At 66.2% G+C, this 17,951-nt stretch carries 21 protein-coding genes and 1 riboswitch; of the genes, 9 read left to right on the top strand and 12 right to left on the bottom strand.

Annotation, left to right across the window (positions count from 1 at the left end; genetic code table 11):
• Window positions 1-46: 46 nt before the first annotated feature.
• A riboswitch (cobalamin riboswitch) is annotated at window positions 47-245 on the bottom strand.
• A gap of 112 nt (window positions 246-357) precedes the next feature.
• Genes AAFG13_RS24005 through AAFG13_RS23995 form a run of 3 tightly spaced genes read left to right on the top strand, consistent with a single transcriptional unit; the run spans window position 358 to window position 3,007 of the window.
• On the top strand, window positions 358-1,401 hold the full coding sequence (locus AAFG13_RS24005; protein ID WP_342708423.1) for an iron ABC transporter permease: 1,044 nt from the start codon (window positions 358-360) through the stop codon (window positions 1,399-1,401).
• The gene (locus tag AAFG13_RS24000) at window positions 1,398-2,171 is read left to right on the top strand and encodes an ABC transporter ATP-binding protein (RefSeq protein WP_342708422.1); all 774 of its coding nucleotides are present in this window, start codon (window positions 1,398-1,400) and stop codon (window positions 2,169-2,171) included. Before AAFG13_RS24005 ends, AAFG13_RS24000 begins: the two co-directional genes overlap by 4 nt.
• 5 nt (window positions 2,172-2,176) lie before the next feature.
• Window positions 2,177-3,007, top strand: coding sequence for an ABC transporter substrate-binding protein (locus AAFG13_RS23995; protein WP_342713383.1), 831 nt, complete (start codon window positions 2,177-2,179; stop codon window positions 3,005-3,007).
• A gap of 179 nt (window positions 3,008-3,186) precedes the next feature.
• Here AAFG13_RS23995 and AAFG13_RS23990 read toward each other — a convergent pair whose 3' ends face one another.
• The 9 genes from AAFG13_RS23990 to soxX form a co-directional block, all read right to left on the bottom strand.
• Window positions 3,187-4,227, bottom strand: a complete 1,041-nt coding sequence (locus tag AAFG13_RS23990) for an MBL fold metallo-hydrolase (protein WP_342708421.1) — start codon at window positions 4,225-4,227, stop codon at window positions 3,187-3,189.
• A gap of 326 nt (window positions 4,228-4,553) precedes the next feature.
• Window positions 4,554-5,012, bottom strand: coding sequence for a DsrE family protein (locus AAFG13_RS23985; protein ID WP_342708420.1), 459 nt, complete (start codon window positions 5,010-5,012; stop codon window positions 4,554-4,556).
• A 136-nt stretch (window positions 5,013-5,148) separates the two neighbouring features.
• Complete coding sequence (locus AAFG13_RS23980) at window positions 5,149-5,604, bottom strand: hypothetical protein (RefSeq protein ID WP_212316851.1); 456 nt, start codon at window positions 5,602-5,604, stop codon at window positions 5,149-5,151.
• Window positions 5,601-7,349 (bottom strand): thiosulfohydrolase SoxB, encoded by a 1,749-nt coding sequence (gene soxB, locus AAFG13_RS23975; protein WP_212316853.1) that lies wholly within the window; start codon window positions 7,347-7,349, stop codon window positions 5,601-5,603. Before soxB ends, AAFG13_RS23980 begins: the two co-directional genes overlap by 4 nt.
• A 36-nt stretch (window positions 7,350-7,385) precedes the next feature.
• A complete protein-coding gene (locus AAFG13_RS23970) occupies window positions 7,386-7,700 on the bottom strand; it encodes a hypothetical protein (RefSeq protein WP_212316855.1) in 315 nt (104 codons plus the stop codon).
• Entirely contained in the window at window positions 7,697-8,557 is an 861-nt protein-coding gene (soxA, locus tag AAFG13_RS23965; protein ID WP_212316857.1) for a sulfur oxidation c-type cytochrome SoxA, read from the bottom strand. Before soxA ends, AAFG13_RS23970 begins: the two co-directional genes overlap by 4 nt.
• Window positions 8,554-8,865: a thiosulfate oxidation carrier complex protein SoxZ gene (gene soxZ, locus AAFG13_RS23960; RefSeq protein ID WP_212316859.1), complete on the bottom strand. Its 312-nt coding sequence runs from the start codon at window positions 8,863-8,865 to the stop codon at window positions 8,554-8,556. Before soxZ ends, soxA begins: the two co-directional genes overlap by 4 nt.
• Before the next feature lie 22 nt (window positions 8,866-8,887).
• Window positions 8,888-9,382 (bottom strand): thiosulfate oxidation carrier protein SoxY, encoded by a 495-nt coding sequence (gene soxY / locus AAFG13_RS23955; RefSeq protein ID WP_212316861.1) that lies wholly within the window; start codon window positions 9,380-9,382, stop codon window positions 8,888-8,890.
• A gap of 32 nt (window positions 9,383-9,414) precedes the next feature.
• Window positions 9,415-9,705, bottom strand: coding sequence for a sulfur oxidation c-type cytochrome SoxX (soxX, locus tag AAFG13_RS23950; protein WP_092126535.1), 291 nt, complete (start codon window positions 9,703-9,705; stop codon window positions 9,415-9,417).
• A 401-nt stretch (window positions 9,706-10,106) separates the two neighbouring features.
• Between soxX and AAFG13_RS23945 the strand changes: the two genes are divergently transcribed.
• Window positions 10,107-10,796, top strand: coding sequence for a DUF938 domain-containing protein (locus AAFG13_RS23945; RefSeq protein ID WP_342708418.1), 690 nt, complete (start codon window positions 10,107-10,109; stop codon window positions 10,794-10,796).
• A gap of 123 nt (window positions 10,797-10,919) precedes the next feature.
• Here AAFG13_RS23945 and AAFG13_RS23940 read toward each other — a convergent pair whose 3' ends face one another.
• Complete coding sequence (locus tag AAFG13_RS23940) at window positions 10,920-11,792, bottom strand: methyltransferase domain-containing protein (RefSeq protein ID WP_342708416.1); 873 nt, start codon at window positions 11,790-11,792, stop codon at window positions 10,920-10,922.
• Window positions 11,793-11,880: 88 nt separating this feature from the next.
• On the opposite strand from AAFG13_RS23940, the gene AAFG13_RS23935 reads away from it, so the two are divergent.
• The 3 genes from AAFG13_RS23935 to AAFG13_RS23925 all read left to right on the top strand — a co-directional run bounded on the left by AAFG13_RS23935 (window position 11,881) and on the right by AAFG13_RS23925 (window position 15,252).
• The gene (locus tag AAFG13_RS23935; RefSeq protein WP_212316867.1) at window positions 11,881-12,378 is read left to right on the top strand and encodes a type II toxin-antitoxin system HicB family antitoxin; all 498 of its coding nucleotides are present in this window, start codon (window positions 11,881-11,883) and stop codon (window positions 12,376-12,378) included.
• A 293-nt stretch (window positions 12,379-12,671) separates the two neighbouring features.
• Window positions 12,672-13,916 carry an MFS transporter gene (locus tag AAFG13_RS23930; protein ID WP_342708415.1) on the top strand — a complete coding sequence of 415 codons (1,245 nt, stop codon included), beginning with the start codon at window positions 12,672-12,674 and terminating at the stop codon, window positions 13,914-13,916.
• 118 nt (window positions 13,917-14,034) lie between these two features.
• On the top strand, window positions 14,035-15,252 hold the full coding sequence (locus AAFG13_RS23925; RefSeq protein ID WP_342708414.1) for an MFS transporter: 1,218 nt from the start codon (window positions 14,035-14,037) through the stop codon (window positions 15,250-15,252).
• Between the two features lie 78 nt (window positions 15,253-15,330).
• Here AAFG13_RS23925 and AAFG13_RS23920 read toward each other — a convergent pair whose 3' ends face one another.
• Complete coding sequence (locus AAFG13_RS23920; RefSeq protein WP_342708413.1) at window positions 15,331-15,771, bottom strand: helix-turn-helix domain-containing protein; 441 nt, start codon at window positions 15,769-15,771, stop codon at window positions 15,331-15,333.
• A 95-nt stretch (window positions 15,772-15,866) separates the two neighbouring features.
• On the opposite strand from AAFG13_RS23920, the gene AAFG13_RS23915 reads away from it, so the two are divergent.
• Both AAFG13_RS23915 and AAFG13_RS23910 read left to right on the top strand, forming a co-directional pair.
• Window positions 15,867-16,730 (top strand): class I SAM-dependent methyltransferase, encoded by an 864-nt coding sequence (locus AAFG13_RS23915; protein ID WP_342708412.1) that lies wholly within the window; start codon window positions 15,867-15,869, stop codon window positions 16,728-16,730.
• Window positions 16,723-17,226: a DUF2938 domain-containing protein gene (locus AAFG13_RS23910; protein WP_342708411.1), complete on the top strand. Its 504-nt coding sequence runs from the start codon at window positions 16,723-16,725 to the stop codon at window positions 17,224-17,226. Before AAFG13_RS23915 ends, AAFG13_RS23910 begins: the two co-directional genes overlap by 8 nt.
• A 137-nt stretch (window positions 17,227-17,363) precedes the next feature.
• On the opposite strand, the gene AAFG13_RS23905 is transcribed toward AAFG13_RS23910, so the two are convergent.
• Window positions 17,364-17,858 (bottom strand): VOC family protein, encoded by a 495-nt coding sequence (locus AAFG13_RS23905; RefSeq protein ID WP_212316875.1) that lies wholly within the window; start codon window positions 17,856-17,858, stop codon window positions 17,364-17,366.
• Window positions 17,859-17,951 lie beyond the last annotated feature (93 nt).

Below are 17,951 nucleotides of genomic sequence, written 5' to 3'. Positions count from 1 at the left end.
AGCCTCAAGTGAAGCTCATGCCTGTACTCCCCGACCGGCATCTTCGCGTGTGACCACGGCTGACGGCAGGTCTCCTGGCTCGCGGGTCGTTACCCTTCGTCGCCTTCCCAGGACCGAGATTCCCAGTGGCCTGTGACGAAGGATTCACCGCATACAGTTGCGGGGGCAGCCGCGGCGTTGGGGAAGTTTCCCCGCACCGCATTCCCTTTTCATCTCATGAAAGAACCGTCATGTTCATCTAGGGTTCGGCTGGGCAGCAAAGTCAATCCGGCGGAGGTCGGGCGGCTGCCAGGTGGCCACGGTTTTTGTTGAGTGTCGCTTGTCTGCCACGGCGATCGCTGTAAGAGCATGGATCCAATGAGCGTGCAGGATTTTGCCTTGGCGGCCGAGGTCGCGGCGCGGCGCCGGTGGGGCGCCACCGCGGCGCTGCTCGCGCTCGTGGTGCTGCTGCTAGTGCTCTCGCTCGGCATCGGGCCGGTGAGGCTGTCGCCGCTTGCGGTGATCGAGGCGCTGTTCGGCGGCGGCAGCGACGTGGCGCAGGTGATCGTGCGCGAGATCCGGCTGCCGCGCACCATTCTGGCGTTCGCGATCGGCGGTATTCTCGGGTTATCGGGCGCAGCGCTGCAGGGCCTGCTGCGCAATCCGCTGGCCTCGCCGTCGCTGTTCGGCGCGCCGCAATCGGCGGCGTTCGGCGCGGTGCTGGTGATCGCGCTGGTCCTCGCCGATGTGCGTTCCTATGCACTGCCGGTGGTGGCGATCATCGCCGCGTTCGGCTCGGTGTTCGCGCTGCTTGCGATCGCCGGCCGCAATTCCGGGCTGCTGATTCTGATCCTCGCGGGACTCGCGATCTCGAGCTTTGCGGGAGCTGCGACGGCGCTGGTGATGAATCTCTCGAGCAATCCGTTCGTGGTGCTGGAGATCGCATTCTGGCTGCTCGGTTCGCTGGAGGACCGCAGCTTCCAGCACGTGGCGCTGGCGCTGCCCTTCATCATCGCGGGCGCCGCCGTCCTGCTCAGCCAGGCGAACGCGTTCCGTGCGCTGACGCTCGGCGAGGAAGCAGCACAGAGCCTCGGCGTCGATGTCGGGCGGCTAAGGTTGCTTGTGATCACGGGCGTGGCGCTCGGTGTCGGCGGCGCGGTCGCCGTCACCGGCACGATCGGCTTCATCGGCCTCGTCGCGCCGCATCTGATGCGCCCCCTGATCGGTCACGATCCGACGCGGCTGTTGGTGCCGAGCGCGCTCACCGGCTCGGCGCTGCTGCTCGCCGCCGATATCGCGGTGCGCATCATCCCCTCGACGTCGGATATCAAGGTCGGCGTGCTGACCTCGATCATCGGCGTGCCGTTCTTCCTCTATCTGATCATGCGCGAACGCCGCGCGCTCGGCGGAGGCGTGGCATGACGCTACTCTCCGCCACCGCTCTCAACGCTTCTCTCGGCAGCCGCAAGGTGTTGCACGATGTCTCGCTGTCGCTGGAAGCGGGCCATCTGGTCGCGCTGGTCGGTCCGAACGGCGCCGGCAAGACCACGCTGCTGCGCGTGCTGGCCGGGCTGATTCCATCCGACGGCGACATCAGCATCGGCGGCGACGCACTGGCGTCGCTTGCGCTGCGCGAGCGGGCGAAGCGTTTCGCCTATTTGCCGCAGGGGCACACGGTGCACTGGCCGCTGCCGGCGCGCGATATCGTGGCGCTCGGTCGCTATCCGCATGGCGCGACCGATCCGGCGCGGCTGTCGCCGAGGGATATCGAGGCGGTGCTGCGGGCGATGCAGGCGGTCGACGTCACCGAATTCGGCGATCGCCGCGTCACCGAGCTCTCCGGCGGCGAGCGCAGCCGCGTCGCGCTGGCCCGGGTGCTGGCCGTGGAGGCGCCGGTGATCCTCGCCGACGAGCCGACCGCCTCGCTCGATCCGCGCCACCAGATCGATGTGATGCAGAAGCTGCGCAATGTCGCCGACACCGGCGTGCTCGTCATCGTGGTAACGCACGATCTCGGGCTTGCCGCGCGCTTTGCCGATCACGTGCTGGTGCTGTCGGACGGGCGGCTGGCGGCGCAAGGCGCGCCCGCTGAAGCGCTGTCCGAGAGCGTGCTGGCCGGCGTGTTCCGCGTCAGCGCCTACCGCGCCGAATTTCAGCGCGAGGCCGTCATCGTGCCATGGGCGGATGTCTGATGAGGATGCAGCGTCTCGCAGCGATGGCCGCAGCGGCATGGCTGATCTTGTGCGCTGCCGCGTCCGCCGCCGGACCGCGCATCGTCTCGATGAATGTCTGCAGCGACCAGCTCGTGCTGTCGCTGGCCGACCCGGACCAGATCCTCGGCCTCAGCCGCTTTTCCCGTGATGCCTGGCAATCCTGGGCCGCCGAGCAGGCGCGAAACTATCCACTTCTGTCCGGCGAGGCCGAGGACGTACTGCTGCTCAAGCCCGACCGCGTCGTGGTCAGCCTGTTCGACAAGCGCGCGACGCGCGATCTCCTGAAGGCCAACGGATTGCACCTCGTCGAACTCACGGTGCCGCGCACGCTGGACGAGGTAAAAGATCAGATCCGCGCGATGGGCGATGTCGTGCGGCATCCGGATCGCGCAGAGGCCGAGATCTCGCGCCTCGATGCGGCGATCGCGCGGGCCCGGGCGGTGGCGGATGGTCATCACTATCGGGTGCTGCCGGTGGAGCGCCGCGGCTTTGTCTCCGGTGACAGCAGCCTGATCAGCTCGCTGCTGACGGCAACCGGCCTCACCAACGCGGCCGGCGAACTCGGCGTCGGCGCAGGTGGATTTGCCTCGCTGGAGGTAATTGTAAAGCTGCGGCCGGATTTCATCCTGGTGTCGGAGGCGGGCGATCGCGCCGAGGATGAGGGCCGCGCCTTCCTGCTGCATCCGGCGCTGGAGCGCTTCTATCCGGCCGACAAGCGGATCGTGCTGCCGGAGCGGCTCACGGTGTGCGGCGGCGTGATGCTGGCGGATGCGTTGGATCGGCTGACGGAAGAACTCAAGCGCGTGGCGCGGTAGTTGATGTGCCCCGCGATCTACGTCCCGTCATCCTGAGGTGCGAGCCCTTGCGAGCCTCGAAGGATGCACGGCCCGGATATCTCCAAATGTTCGCGGAGGGAGCGGGACCGTCGCCCTTCGAGGCTCGCTTCGCTCGCACCTCAGGGTGACGGTGATAGAAATTGTGCGCGGCTAACGGCTTACCCCATCACCACCGGCCCGCCGGCCTTCTTCCACGCATCGATGCCGCCTTCGATATGGGCGGTGTTCGCCAGCCCTGCTTTCTTCGCGGCGGCTACGGCCATCGCCGAGCGCTCACCGAAGGCGCAGAAGAACACGACGCGGCGGCCGGTCGCGGCCGCGACTTCGCGCAGCATGCCGCCGGGCTGCAACGTGGCGCAAATCCCGGGATAGGGCGCGTGCAGGGCGCCGGGCAGCATGCCGTGCTTGGCCCGCTCGCCGCTCTCGCGCAAATCGACCAGCAGGATATCGGGCCGGCCGAGGCTCGCGATGGCGTCTCGCGCGCTGAGGGAGAGGCCTTCCTTGGCCAACTGGTCCTGATGCAGGCCGACATGCATGTTGGCGGGCACCGCGACGTCCATCATCTTTGGATTCGGGAGATGAAGGTTGTTCATCAGCTCGACATAGTCGTCGATCGATTTCACCTGCAGCCGCGGATTGTAGCGCTTCTCCTCGCCGATCGTGGAGACGGTGTCGCCCTTGTAGTCATGCGCGGGGAATACCAGGGTTTCCTCCGGCAGCTTGAGCAGGCGGTTGAAGATCGAATCATACTGCGCCCGCGCGCTGCCGTTCTGGAAGTCGGTGCGGCCGGTGCCGCGGATCAGGAGCGTGTCGCCGGTGAAGACGCGGTCGCCCATCAGATAGCTATAGGAATCGTCGGTGTGGCCGGGCGTGTACAGCGCCTCGAGGCAGAGCCCCTCGATCGTCACTCTGTCGCCGTCGGCGACGCGCATCGACACCACGTCGGCCTTGCTCTGCTCGCCCATGATGGTGATGCACTGGGTGCGGTCGCGCAGCTCGCCGAGGCCCGTGATGTGATCGGCATGCAGGTGCGTATCGACGGCTTTCACCAGTCGGAGGTCGAGTTCCTGCAGCAGCTTGCAGTAGCGGTCGGCCTTCTCCAGCACGGGATCGAGAATCAGCGCCTCGCCGCCGGCGCGGCTCGCGAGCAGATAGCTGTAAGTGCCGGACACGCTGTCAAAGAGCTGGCGAAAGATCATGACGGCTTACCTGTTCTCCGGGGCGAGTCGTGAAGAGGATATTATTCCATAGATAGGGTGGATTCAAAGCAAATCCATCCCCCGGGGACCAATCCGGCTTCGTCAGCTCAGGATGACAGGGTGATTGCTCAGCTTGCTCGGTGTCATCACCCGCGCATGCGGGTGATCCAGTATCCCAGAGACGCCGGTGCATGAGCCGAGAGGCCGCGGCGTACTGGATCGCCCGGTCCATGTGCGCAATTGCGCACAGGCCGGGCGATGACGGCGGTGGACGAGGATATAGCCTCACATCCTCGCAGGATGACGGTTCTGGATGGAGCGCACAATCAAGGCCGGACGTAACTCCAGCCCTGCTCCTGCAGCTCCATCAGATGGACCACGCCCGACGGTACGATGGTGGCGTCGGGGACGACGGAGATTGCGTGGCCCTCGGCCTTCTCCATGCCCTGCCTGGTGTTGTTGCAGGCGGAGAACTGGATCTTGCCCGGAAACACGAAATCCTTGAGCCGCCTGATGCGGTCCTGCACCGGCGAAGTATCGCTGCGCAGCATGTGCACGCCGGGGCCGTAGGTGACGATGTCGACCTCCACGTCCTCCTTCCTGGCGCGGTAATATTCGATCACGTTGGTCGCGTTGTTGAGCGCGAGATTCATGATTTGCGGGTCGTTCTGGTCGACCTGGATCGTGATGCGGTGCGGCTTGTCGGCGGCCAGTGCGCTCGCTGTGAAGGCAAGCGAAAGCACGGCGGCGGCGGCGAGACGGCGAAGCATGGCAGGGGCTTTCATGTGACTGCCGCTCTCTCCGTCATTGTCTGCGACAAACGCAATAGCGTTTGCGCACGGGAGCGAAGCGACGAAGCAATCCATTGTGTCCTTGCGGCAAAGCATGGATTGCTTCGCTTCGCTCGCAAGGACGGCGGGGTTAAGGACGGACCAGCGTGTATCCGTTCTCGGTGAGGAACAAAATCTGCGCGACGCCGACCTGCACGGGGGTGGCGGCGGCGATGTAGTCCGGCCGCTCGCCGGTGTCGCGCTCGATCGTGTCGACGGTATTGAGGCAGATGTCGACCCGCGCGCCCTGCGCGACCAGGCTCTCGACCAGCTTGCGGTTCGCATTGTCGGGCCTGAGCAGCTCGATGCCCGGGCCGAAGGCGACGATCTCGACCGCGACCTTGTCGGGGTCGTAGTGCTTCATTAGATTGCTCGCGACGCTGATGACGAGGCCCTGCTTCTTCGGATCGTTGTCGGAGAGCTGCAGCACGACCTTGTGCTCGGCGAACGGCTTGTCCTGCAACGACGCGAGCTGGGCGCGGGCCGGCGGCGTTGCCAGCGCAATCGCCGCAAGGCCGAGCGCCGCGATGAACGCGCGCCGCGTCATCCGTGCCTCGCAATGCCCGGGTTGTCCTCGACGCCTTGCAGCGTCACGCCGGGTTCGGCGCGGTTCGGCGGCCGGCCGGAGCGCAGATGCTTGGCCACCACATCCCAGATCGGTGCGCCGTTCTGCTGGTTGACCGAGGCCCAGCCCGCGACCTTGTAGTGCTTGCCGGCTTCGAGGTGCTTGCCGTTGCCGAGCTTCAGCTCGGAAATGCGCTTGCCGACGCTCTCGCCCGGCGTGCAGGTGTAGGCGAGGCCGCCGACGCGGACCATGTCGCCGCCTTGCTGATAATAGGGATCGACGTTGAACAGGTTGTCGCAGACGTCCTCCAGCACATCCTTGATCTGGCTGCCGGTCATGGTCGCGACGTAGGTCTCGGGATAGGTGATCGCGGTTTCCGACAGCACGTCTTCCATGGTCAGCGGCTGGCCGGCGAGCGTGGTGAGGCCCCAGCGGAAACCGGGCGACAGCGCGATCTCGGCGTTGAGCTCGTTCAGCAGCGCGTCGCAGATCAGCTGGTCGACGGTGCCGGTGAAATTGCCGCGCCGGTAGAGCAGACGATCGGCCGTGCCGAGCTTGTCGCTCCACTCGTCGGCATGCGGATCGCGCATCTTGTCGATCAGCGTCTGCATCGCCGGATCGGGCTTCAAGAGCTCGGCGAACACCGGCAGCAGTCGGTAGCGGACATTGGCGACCTTGCCCTTGGTAAGATCGAGATCGAGCACACCAATGAACTTGCCGTTGGAGCCGGCATTGGTGACCAGTGTGACGCCGCCGGCATTGGTCACCGTGATCGGGATCGGGATCGCGTCATGGGTGTGGCCGCCGAGGATGACGTCGATGCCGGTGACGCGGCTCGCGAGCTTGAGGTCGACGTCCATGCCGTTATGCGACAGCAGGATCACCGCCTCGACCTTGTCGTTGTTGCGATGGCCGTCGACGAGCTTTTGCAGTTCCTCGTCGCGGATGCCGAACTTCCAGTCCGGCGTGAAACGCTTGGGATGCGCGATCGGCACGTAAGGAAAGGCCTGGCCGATGATCGCGACGCGATGGCCACCGATCTCCTTGATCGTGGACGGCTTGAACACCCGCCCCGAAGCCGGATCGAACGCCTTGGCGTCGTTGAACGCCGCTTCCTCGGTCAGGAACACGTTCTGCGCCAGGAACTCGCCCTTGAAGCGCGAGAGATTGTCGCGCAGCACCTCTTCGCCATAGGTGAATTCCCAATGCCCGGTCATCGCCTCGATGCCGAGCAGGTTCGCGGCCTCCACCATGTCGGCGCCGTTCATGGCGTTGGCGAGCCCGGTGCCCTGCCAGAGGTCGCCGCCGTCGAGCAGGATCGAGCGCTTTTCGCCGACATCGGCGCGCAGCTTGTCGATCAGCGTCTTCAGATGGGCAAAGCCGCCGAGCCGGCCGAAGCGGACGGCGGCCTTCTCGAACTCGACGCAGGTAAAGGCATAGGCATCGGCGCTATCGGGCCGGATGCCGAAACGGTCGAGGAACGCCTTGCCGACCAGATGCGGCGGCTGGCCGGCCATCGCACCGACGCCGATATTGACGCCGGGCTCGCGGAAGAACACCGGCTTCAGCTGCGCATGGGTGTCGGTCATGTGCAGGATGCGGGCGTTGCCGAAGCGTTCGAAGTCGTAGACGCTGGCGGTATCGGCACTGCGCGCGAGGCGGGGCAGGCCGGCCACAAGCGTTGCGGCGGCCGAAGCTGTCAGGAAATCCCGGCGGCGGACGATCATCACTCTCTCCGCGCGGCCCCCGTGGCCTGCGCGCCTTTAGCGAACTTCCATGTCCTTCCAGCGTTCCTTTTCGCTGGTCGCCTGGAAGATCGATGCCTTTGCCAGCGCCTCGGCCTCCTTGGCCTGGGCGACTGCGGTATCGAAATCACCAGCCTCACCGGCCTTTTTTGCGGCGGCGAGCGTCGAGGCTGTCGTAGTCCACTGGTTGCGCAGCAGGCCTGCTTCCTTGTTGGCGGCCTCAGCCGCAGCATAGGCCGCCTTGTAGTCGGCCTCGGAGGCGGCGAGGGCTGTGGTAGCCGTCGCGATCAGCAGGGCCGATGCCGCGAAAATCGCTCTCACGGCCGCGCTCATGGCCTGGCTCCCGGCCCCGAGATCGGCAGGCCATTGCTGACATAGGACAGGTAATATTCGAGATTGCGGTACTCGTCGTCCTGCGGATTGAGCGGCACGCCGCGGATCTGGCTGTTGCAGGTGGTGAAGCGGCGGCTGGTGGTGCCCATGCCCGACCATTCCGAGCGGTAGATCGGCATCGCATTCAGGATGCCGAGTGCCGGCGCCAGCACCTCGGCGCGAATCCGCTCGCCCGGGCTCTGGATATGGCAGGTGGCGCAGGAGAAATTGAGCTGACCGCGGCGGGTGTAGAAATACTCCTTGCCCTTCTGATAGGCCTCGAGCGCACGCGGATCGTCCGGGATCTTGATGTCCATCGGCTTGCCGCGCGAGGTGAAGGCCATGTAGGCGGTGAGTGCCGCCATGTCGTCCTTCACATAGGAGAACGGCGCCTCGCCATTGGCCTCGCGGCAACGGTTGAGCGCGAGCTCGAGCGTGACGACCTTGCCTTCCTTCTCGTCAAAATAAGGATAGTTCTGGCGGATGCCGATGCCCTTGTTCTCGAAGCAGTCGGCGTAGGTCTTGCCGTTCTTGAACGGCGTCGAGAACATCTCCTTGCCGGCCTCGAGCGAAAACTCGTAGGGCGGAAACTGTTCCTTCTCCTCCCACTGCTTGTGCAGGTCCTCATTCATCGAATAGGGACCGTTGACGAAATCCTCGGGCTTCAGCTTGGGGAATTTGTTGGTGAAGAATTTCTGGAAGGCGGCCTTGTCGGCGGCGGGATCGACGGCGCCGGCTGCGTGCGCGGCTGGCGCCAGCGCCAGCACGCCGAGCGCAAGCGTGGCAATTGCTGCGCGGATTGCCGAGCGCCGCGTCATTGAATCTTCGCCGTGGTGGTGTCGGTCGCGCCCTTGTTGTCGACCCAGCTGACCGTCAGGTCGTCGCCCTTCTTGCCGCCCTTGAAGGCGAATTTGACATAGGGATCCTTGGAGACGCCGCCGCCCCAGTCGGCGACGAACACTGGTTTGCCGTCATACTCGAAGGTCAGCACCTGGATGAAGTGCGGCGGGATGATCGCGCCCTTGGCGTCCTTGACGAAGCCGGAATCCATCGGATGCTGGATCAGCGCCTGCACCTCGGTGGTGTCGCCGTTTGACGTGGCGCGCACGCGAATGCTCGATGCCATCTTGATTGTCCCTTGATTGAGCTCAGCCGCCGCAGCCGCCGACGGTGACCTTGATTTCCTTTTGGGCGCTGTAGAGCTTGCCGCCGGCCTCGACGATCACGGTGACGTTGCTGGTCTTGGCCATCTTGATGCGGTTGGCGACGCTCGGCAGCGTGCCGGCCGGAATCCTGTACGTCGCGATCAGCGAGATCGGGTTCTCGCTGACCAAAAACGAGATCGAGGTGACGTCGGCCAGCGTCGTGGTGGCGGAGATCGGCACCACCGCGCCGTTCTCGGCGATCTCGGGTGCGTCCATCTTGACCTTGTCCGAGGGCTCGGCGGTCTTGCCGTAGAGCGCCTTGATCGCATCGGCCTCGTTCTTCTGCTTGAACGCCTCTTCCGGATATTTGTCGTTGGCGGCGGCGAGCGCCTGCGGCACGTCGAACGGAATGACGCCGAGGCCGATCAGCGCGGCGACGCCCGCGCCCTTCAACACCAGGCGGCGCGTTCCGGAAAATTCGCTGGTCGTGATGTTCATCGAAAAAATCTCCTCAAGCTGATGTCGCCGCGTCACAGCGTCTGCAGGAAGTCCACCACCGCGCCGATTTCCTTCTCGCTCAAGATCCGGTTTCGGCCGAACGGCGGCATCACCGTCTGCGGGTTGCGCTTGGTCTCATCGGTCACGATCGCGATCAGCTCGTCGCGGCTGTATTTCGCCTTGAGGCCGGTCAATTCGGGGCCGATCGTGCCGGGCAGCTCGCCGCCCTTGATGACATGGCAGGTCAGGCAATTGCCCTTGCCGCGGTCGAAGGCGAGCTTTTGGCCCTCGGCGGCGGATTGGGCCTGCGCGGGCGCGGCCATGGCGGTGCCCGCCAGCAGCGCCAGGACGAGGGCTGGCTTGGAGAAAGTGGCGATCAAGGACGTTTCCCGGGCTTCAATCTCGATGATCCCATCGCAATATAAAGAGTGGAAAGCACAAAGGCCATCGGCTGGCAACTCGGAGAATAGGCGCGTCGCGACGGGGTTAATGCCCTTGCGAGGATATCTCTCCGTCACCCCCGCGCAACGGCTTTGCCGTTGTCGCTGGAGGTGCGAGCGGAGCGAGCCTCGAAGGGTCGACGGCCCGGCTGTGGCCGATTCATCCTTCGAGGCTCGCAAGCGCTCGCACCTCAGGATGACGGATCAGGCAGTGTCGGCATGCCGGTTCCGGCTTTGCCGATGGGAGCAGTCTGATCTAGACATGGCTAACAGGAGAAGGCGCGGTGGCGGAGTTTGTGGTGGAGTTCGGCAAGGACGGCAGGCCGGTCGAGGCGGACGGGCGGCTCGACGCGGCAGCGTTCCACCGCAATCACCAGCCGATCTGGGCGGTGCTGAAGGACTACCTTGCCGGCCAATCGGGCGACGTGCTGGAGGCCGGCAGCGGCACCGGCCAGCATGTCGTCCATTTCGCCGGTCAGACGCCCGATATCACTTGGTGGCCGAGCGACCTCCATGCTGCGCACCTGCGCAGCATCGAAGCCTGGCGCGCGCATGCCGCCCTTGCCAACATCCAGCCGCCGCAGCCGATCGATCTGTCCGACCCCGCCTGGTCGCCGGCGCCAGCGGACGGCAAAGGTCCGGACAAACTGCTCGCGATCTTCTGCGCCAATGTGATCCACATCGCGCCGTGGCGCGTGGCCGAGGGCCTGTTCGCCGGCGCCGCGCGGCATCTGCGCGCCGACGGCCGGCTGTTCCTCTACGGCCCGTTCAAGCGCGGCGGCAAGCACACCGCGCTCAGCAACGCCGTGTTCGACACCTCGCTGCGCGAACGCGACCCCGAATGGGGCGTCCGCGACATCGCCGATCTTGAAAAGCTCGCTGACAGTGTCGGGCTGCAATTGGCCGCGACGTTCGAGTTGCCGGCCAACAACATGATCCTGATGTTTGTGCGGAAGGATGGCCCGCAATCGTAGGGTGGATTAGCCGACTACGTCCGCCGTAGCTCAACGAGCGAAGGCGGAAGGCGTAATCCACTGCCGTCGTATGATGCGGGTTACGCTTCGCTGACCCGCCCTACAAGACCACGAACCGTCGGGTCAATCGGAAGCCAGGCACCAGCCGTCGCCGCGCAGCCAGCAGCGCTCATCGGGGATGTCGGCGTCGCGGTAGAGCCGCGTCACCTTCTGCCAACCACCGCGCGCGAAGGCTTCGGCCAACAGCTTTTCAGACGCCTCGTCGCGGCCACCGTCGCACGGAATGATCGCGACCGGTGAGATCCAGGTGGCTTGATACTGTGCTCCCTCGTGCCGGACACGGAACACCGCGCCGGAGCGCGCGATCTGCTCCGGCGCGCCGCCCTTGAAGCCCTCGTCCGACGTCAGCGGCAGGATCAGGCGGCCGCCGTCGGCAAGCCCGTCGAGCCATTGCGCGGCCGGCCGGGTGCAGCCGGCGTTGACATAGATCACGTCGGCTGGATCGAACGATGCGCGCGTGCCGTCCCCCGCGATGATCTCGACATTCGGATAGGGGGCGAGATTGGCGCGGGCGCGCGCGGCAAGCTCAGGGTCGTATTCGATCCCAGTGACGCGGCCGGTCGGTCCGGCCAGATGCGCGAGGAGCGCCGTGTAGTAGCCGGTGCCCGTTCCGATATGCACCACATGCTCGCCGGCCGCGGGCGCGGCCTGGTGCATGAGGTAGGCGTGCAGCGACGGCTGGCCGTTGTTGAGCCGCCGCTCGGGCAGCAACGCGACCAGATCGTTGGTGTAGAGATAGACCGGATCGGCATCCGGCGTCGGCATGTAGTCGCTGCGCCACCCGCGCAGCATCAACCACGGTCCCGGGCCGACGAAGTCCTCGCGGGGAACGGCGGCGAAGGCCTCCATCACCCGCGTATCGACGACGTTGGCCGCGGCCAGGATCTGCCTGGCATAGGCCGCGCGGACGATGCCGAGTTCGGTTTGCGGGTCCATGGCGGGGCGCTCTCCCACGATTTCGCAAATTGTGTGATTTGACACACCGAAGTGTGTGAAATAGCATACTTCGACGACGGAGGCCAGAATGAAGAGACGGCTTTATCCGGCTGTGCTGGAGCGCGGTCCGCGCGGCGCGTTCGGGGCGTGGTTTCCGGACTTTCCCGGCTGCGTCGCCGGCGGCAAGTCGCAGGAAGAGGCGATCGAGCGGGCCGAGCGGGCCCTGGCGCAGGCGGTGGACGGCTGGGTCGAGCAGGGTCGCGCGCTACCGGAGCCGACGCCGATCGAGCGGATCGTGCCGCCCAAGGGCTCCGACGTCGCCGCCTTCTTCATGGTCGGCGTCGATCCGCCCGATCCGTCCGAGCGGGTGAATGTCTATCTGCCGAAAAGCCTGATCACGCGGATCGACAAGCGCGCCGCCGAGCTCGGCATGAGCCGTTCGAGCTTCTTCGGCTTTGCGAGCTCGCTCGCGCTCGAATGGCCGGGCGGATATCCGCGCGGCGCCCCGATCGCACCGCGCTCCAAGGTGCACAAGACCGGCGCGCTGCGCGCCGAGAAGCGGCCGGGCAAGAAGCCCGTGCGGTAGGCGACGCGCGATGCAACACGCGTGACGTCGTCCTGGCGAAAGCCAGGACCCATTACCCCAAATGCTGGTTGTTGCGCGTAACTGGGGCCGCGATCCCTCTCGCAACAAGACTCGGTGATTATGGGTCCTGGCCTTCGCCAGGACGACGCCGGAGTGTGGGTGTTCGACCTGGCCAACAACCGTGCGCCTCCCGCATGGCCTACGTCCGTTTGCGATGGTTGATCGGCCTGCACCTGCTCTCCATAGTGCGCGCGATTGGAGGCTCCCGCCGGGGCTTCAAGGCGGGACGACCGATGATCGACGTGACAGCTGCGGATGAAATCAGCGATGACGCGCGGGCGCGCAGCAATGTGTGGCGGCTTGCGGCGGCGCAGGCGCTGACCGGCGCCAATTCGGCCGTGATCTTCGCCACCGGCTCGATCGTCGGCGCGACGCTGGCGCCCGACATCTCGCTCGCGACGGTGCCGCTCTCGATGTATGTGCTCGGGCTGGCCGCCGGCACGCTGCCGACCGGCGCGATCTCGCGCGCCTATGGCCGGCGCGTCGCATTCATCGTCGGCACCTTCTGCGGCACGCTCACCGGCGCGCTCGGCGCCTGGGCGATCCTGCACTCATCGTTCTGGCTGTTCTGCGGCGCCACCTTCCTCGGCGGGCTCTATGGCGCCGTCGCGCAGTCCTATCGCTTTGCCGCCGCCGACGGCGCCAGCGTCGCGTTCCGGCCCAAGGCGGTGTCGTGGGTGATGGCCGGCGGCGTGTTCGCCGGCGTGCTCGGGCCACAGCTCGTGCAATGGACCATGGACATCTGGCCGCCTTATCTGTTCGCGTTCTCGTTCGTGATGCAGGCGCTGGTCGCGCTGGTGGCGATGGCGGTGCTGTCGGGTGTCGACGCGCCGAAGCCCGCGGCGGCGGATCTGCACGGCGGGCGTCCGCTGCGCGAGATCGCCCGGCAACCGCGCTTCATTGCCGCCGCGCTGTGCGGCGTGATCGCCTATCCGATGATGAATCTGGTGATGACCTCGGCGCCGCTCGCCATGAAGATGTGCGGGCTGTCGGTCAGCGATTCCAATTTCGGCATCCAGTGGCACATCGTGGCGATGTACGGCCCGAGCTTCTTCACAGGCTCGCTGATCGCCCGCTTCGGTGCGCCCGTCATTGTCGCGCTCGGGCTGGCGCTGGAGGCGGTCGCCGCGATGATCGGGCTATCCGGCATCACGGCACCGCACTTCTGGGCCACGCTGTTCGTGCTCGGCATCGGCTGGAACTTTGCGTTCGTGGGCGCCTCCGCGCTGGTGCTGGAAACGCACCGGCCGCAGGAACGCAACAAGGTGCAGGCGTTCAACGATTTCCTGGTGTTCGGCATGATGGCGATCGGCTCGTTCTCGTCGGGCCAGCTGCTCGCGCATTACGGCTGGCACGCCGTCAACATGGTGGTGTTTCCGCCGGTGCTGCTCGGGCTTGCCGTGCTGTCGCTGGCGTCATTCGCCAAGCGGCGGGCGAAATTGCGCGCGGTGGAAGAAATCCCGGATCCCAGCATCTGATCTCCTGCTGCCAATTGCTGACACTTCGACCGGCTTCGAAATGACCGGCTTGCAAGGCTGCTCACATCGTGGGAACGGATTGGTCCGGTCCTGACGATGTGAGAAGCAAGAGCAAGAAATGGACGCATCATCACCCAGGCTGCATGACGAATCCTCGCTCGGTTACGAGGGCTGGCGCATCGTCGTCGTCTGCTTCCTGCTTGCGACCTTCGGCTGGGGATTGGGCTTCTACGGCCAGAGCGTCTACGTCGCCGAGCTGCAACGGCTGCACGGTTGGCCGGCGTCGCTGATCTCGTCGGGCACCACCTTCTTCTATTTGTTCGGCGCCGCGCTGGTCGCCTTCGTCAGCGAGGCGATCAAGGCGTTCGGTGCGCGCAGCTGCCTGATCGCGGGCACCCTCGCGATGGCGGTCGCGGCGGTTGCGATCGGCGAGGTGCGCGAGCCGTGGCAGCTCTATCTCGCCGATGCGCTGCTGGCGTTCGGCTGGGCCGGCACCAGCCTCAGCATCATCACCAACACGCTCGGCCTGTGGTTCGACAAGAAGCGCGGCATGGCGATCAGCCTGGCGCTGAACGGCGCAAGTTTTGGCGGGATTATCGGCGTGCCGCTGCTGGTTGCCGGCATCGGCACTTTCGGCTTCTCCGGCGCGATGATCGCAGCCGCGGTGGCGCTCGTCGTGGTGATGGTGCCTGTCATCCTGATCTTCGTCGGGCAGCCGCCGGTGCATCTGCACGCGGTGACTTCAGCGGCGGCCGACGCGCCGTCGGCGACCCAGGTGCGCGCCCGGGCGCTGCGCGACATCCGTTTCCTCTCGGTCTCGATTGCCTTCGCGCTGGTGCTGTTCGCCCAGGTCGGCTTCATCGTGCATCTGATCGCCTATCTCGATCAGGTGATCGGCCGCGAGCGCGCGACGGTGGCGATGGCACTGTTGACCGCGATGGCCGTGGTCGGCCGCGTCTCGTTCTCCTTCGTGATCGACCGTCTCAACCAGCGGCTGGCGTCGGCGCTGTCCTTTGTCAGCCAGGCGATCGCGCTCGTCATCATCATCAATGTGCACAACGACGTCGCGCAGATCGCCGCCTGCGCGCTGTTCGGTTTCTCGGTCGGCAATCTGATCACGCTGCCGGCGCTGATCGTGCAGCGCGAGTTCGATCCGCGCGCATTCGGCGTGCTGGTCAGCCTGATCACCGCGATCAACCAGATCACTTACGCGTTCGGCCCCGGCGTGATCGGGCTGCTGCACGACCTTTCCGGCAGCTACACGCTGCCGTTCTACGGCTGTATCGGTCTCGAACTGATCGCGGCGGTGACGATCATGATCGGCCGAAAAACGTAGCCCGGATGGAGCGAAGCGTAATCCGGGGCAGGTCGACCCGCGGAGGGACTCCCCGGATTTCGCTACGCTTCATCCGGGCTACGATCTCGACTTGCGCGGCGCCTTCCTCGCCTTCTTCTCGCCGATCTTGCCGGCCGCTGCGACCCGCAGCAGGCGTCGGAAGGTCGGACATTCCATGTGGCTCGGTGCGGGACACACGGCGGCGTGGCGCAGGCCGTCGCGCATCGCGTTGAGCCGGCGGATGGTGCGGTCCAGGTCGTCGGCCTTGGCCGCGAGCAATTTCCTGTCGATGCGCGGCCTCCCGTCGGGCGCGAACATCTTCGCGATCTCGTCGAGCGAGAAGCCGGAGGCGCGCCCGAGCGCGATCAGCGCCAGCCGATCCAGCACGGCCGGATCGAACAGCCGGCGCAGCCCGCGCCTTCCATGCGAGGCGATCAGCCCTTTTTCCTCGTAGAAGCGCAAGGTCGAGGCGCGAACGCCCGACAATTGCGCCACCTCCGCGATGTCGATGTCCCGCATGGCCTTGACCTCAAGTTCACTTGAACTGGCAGTGTGCCGCCAGGCGCTTGCCTAAGGCAAGCATCAGGACACGCAAATAGCAAAAGGACGAGATCATGAGTATCGCACCGCAGGCCGACGACGAGCAGGCCAAACTCTGGAACGGCGCTGCCGGGCGCGCCTGGGTCGAGACACGCGACGTGCTGGAAGGGATGTTCAAGCCGCTCGAAGAGCTGCTCGTTCGGGCGGTGGCCGATGCCGCGGCCAGCCATGTGCTCGATATCGGCTGCGGCACGGGTGCCACGACATTCGCCGTCGCTCACGTGCTCGGCCCGCAAGGGCATTGCACCGGCATCGACATCTCCGAACCGATGATCGCGGCGGCGCGTGACCGCGCGGAGCGGGAAGGGTGGCCTGCCGACTTCATCTGCGCCGACGCGCAGACCCACGGCTTTGCACCGGCGAGCTTCGACATCATCATCTCGCGTCTCGGCGTGATGTTCTTTGCCGATCCGGTGCAGGCCTTCGCCAATCTGCGCCGCGCGGCCCGGCCGGGTGCGGCGCTTCGCTTCATCGCGTGGCGCGGTGCCGCCGAGAACCCGTTCATGACGACGGCGGAGCGGGCGGCGAAGCCGCTGCTGCCGGATCTTCCGGCGCGACGCCCCGACGCGCCGGGGCAGTTCGGCTTCGCGGACCGGAACCGGGTCGCGCGCATCCTGGAGGACAGCGGTTGGGGCGCGATCGCGATCGAGCCGCTCGATGTCGCATTGCGCTTTCCGGCATCGGAGCTGACCCGTTATGTGAGCTGGCTCGGCCCGGTCGGCACGGTGCTGCAGGGCATGGAGGAGCCGCGTCGCACGCAGGTGATCGAGACCGTGCGCGGCGCCTTCGATCGCTACGTCCACGGCAACGAAATTCGCTTCACCGCGGCCTGCTGGATGGTTGCAGCACGAGCACCGGTGGAGGCTGCGCATGGTTGACGCCGTGGATCTTCTGGCGCGCGCGGTGCTGATCGGGACCGGCGCCACGGTCGTGATGGACGTCTGGGGCATGGTCCGCAAGCGGCTGCTCGGCATCCCGCCGCTGGACTATACCCTGGTCGGCCGGTGGCTCGGCCATCTCGCATCCGGCCGCCTGCGCCACGACCGCATCGCCGCGTCGCCGCGGGTCGCGGGCGAACGGGCGATCGGATGGGCGGCGCATTATCTGATCGGGATCGGCTTTGCCGGCGCCCTGCTTGCGATCTTCGGCCTTGGCTGGGCGCGGCAGCCCAGCATTGCTCCGGCTCTGATCGTCGGGATCGGCAGCGTGGCCGCGCCGTTTCTGGTGATGCAGCCCGCGATGGGCGCCGGCATTGCCGCGAGCCGCACGCCCCGTCCATGGGCGGCGAGGCTGCAGAGCCTCCTGACGCATGCGGTGTTCGGCGTTGGGCTCTACGCGGCCGGCTGGATCACGCGCCTCTTGCTGCACCCGTAGCCCGGATGAGCCAACGGGTTGCGCGAACGCGCGCCCGATGACAGGCTCCGCGATATCCGGGACCGGTCCCTCGACTTGCGCCAGTCCCCGGATGTCGCTTCGCTCATCCGGGCTACAATTCAATCCGGGCTACGGAATTACGCCGCCCGCTGCTTCAGCAGATCCTCGAGGTCCAGCCGGCGCGTGAACATCGAAAGCTTGCCGTCCGCGCTGCGCGGCCATTCGGCTGCGGGCCGGTCCCAATAGAGCTCGACGCCGTTCTCGTCGGGGTCGCGCAGGTAGAGCGCCTGGCTGACGCCGTGGTCGCTGGCGCCGTCGAGCTGGATGCCGGCCGACAGCACCCGATGCAGCGCGTCGGCGAGCGCCGGGCGGGTCGGATACAGGATGGCGGTGTGGAACAGGCCCGTCGTGCCCGGCGGTGGCGGGTGGCCGCCCTTGCTCTCCCAGGTGTTGAGGCCGATGTGATGGTGATAGCCGCCGGCCGAGATGAAGGCGGCGTCCGTCCCCAAGCGCTGCTGCAGCTCGAAACCGAGCACGCCGCAATAGAAGCCGAGCGCGCGCTCGAGATCGGCGACCTTGAGGTGCACATGCCCGATCCGCGTGCCCGCGATGATGGGGGGATTTTCTGGCATGAACTGGCTCCGTTGGCATCAACGCCTTGCCGTCAGGGGCAAGGCTTCGCCGCCTGATATAGTCCGGATTTGCCGGCGCCGGAGCGATCCATC

The organism is Bradyrhizobium sp. B124 (genome assembly GCF_038967635.1).
Classification (GTDB): Bacteria; Pseudomonadota; Alphaproteobacteria; order Rhizobiales; family Xanthobacteraceae; genus Bradyrhizobium.
This window is presented reverse-complemented; position numbering and strand designations above follow the sequence as displayed.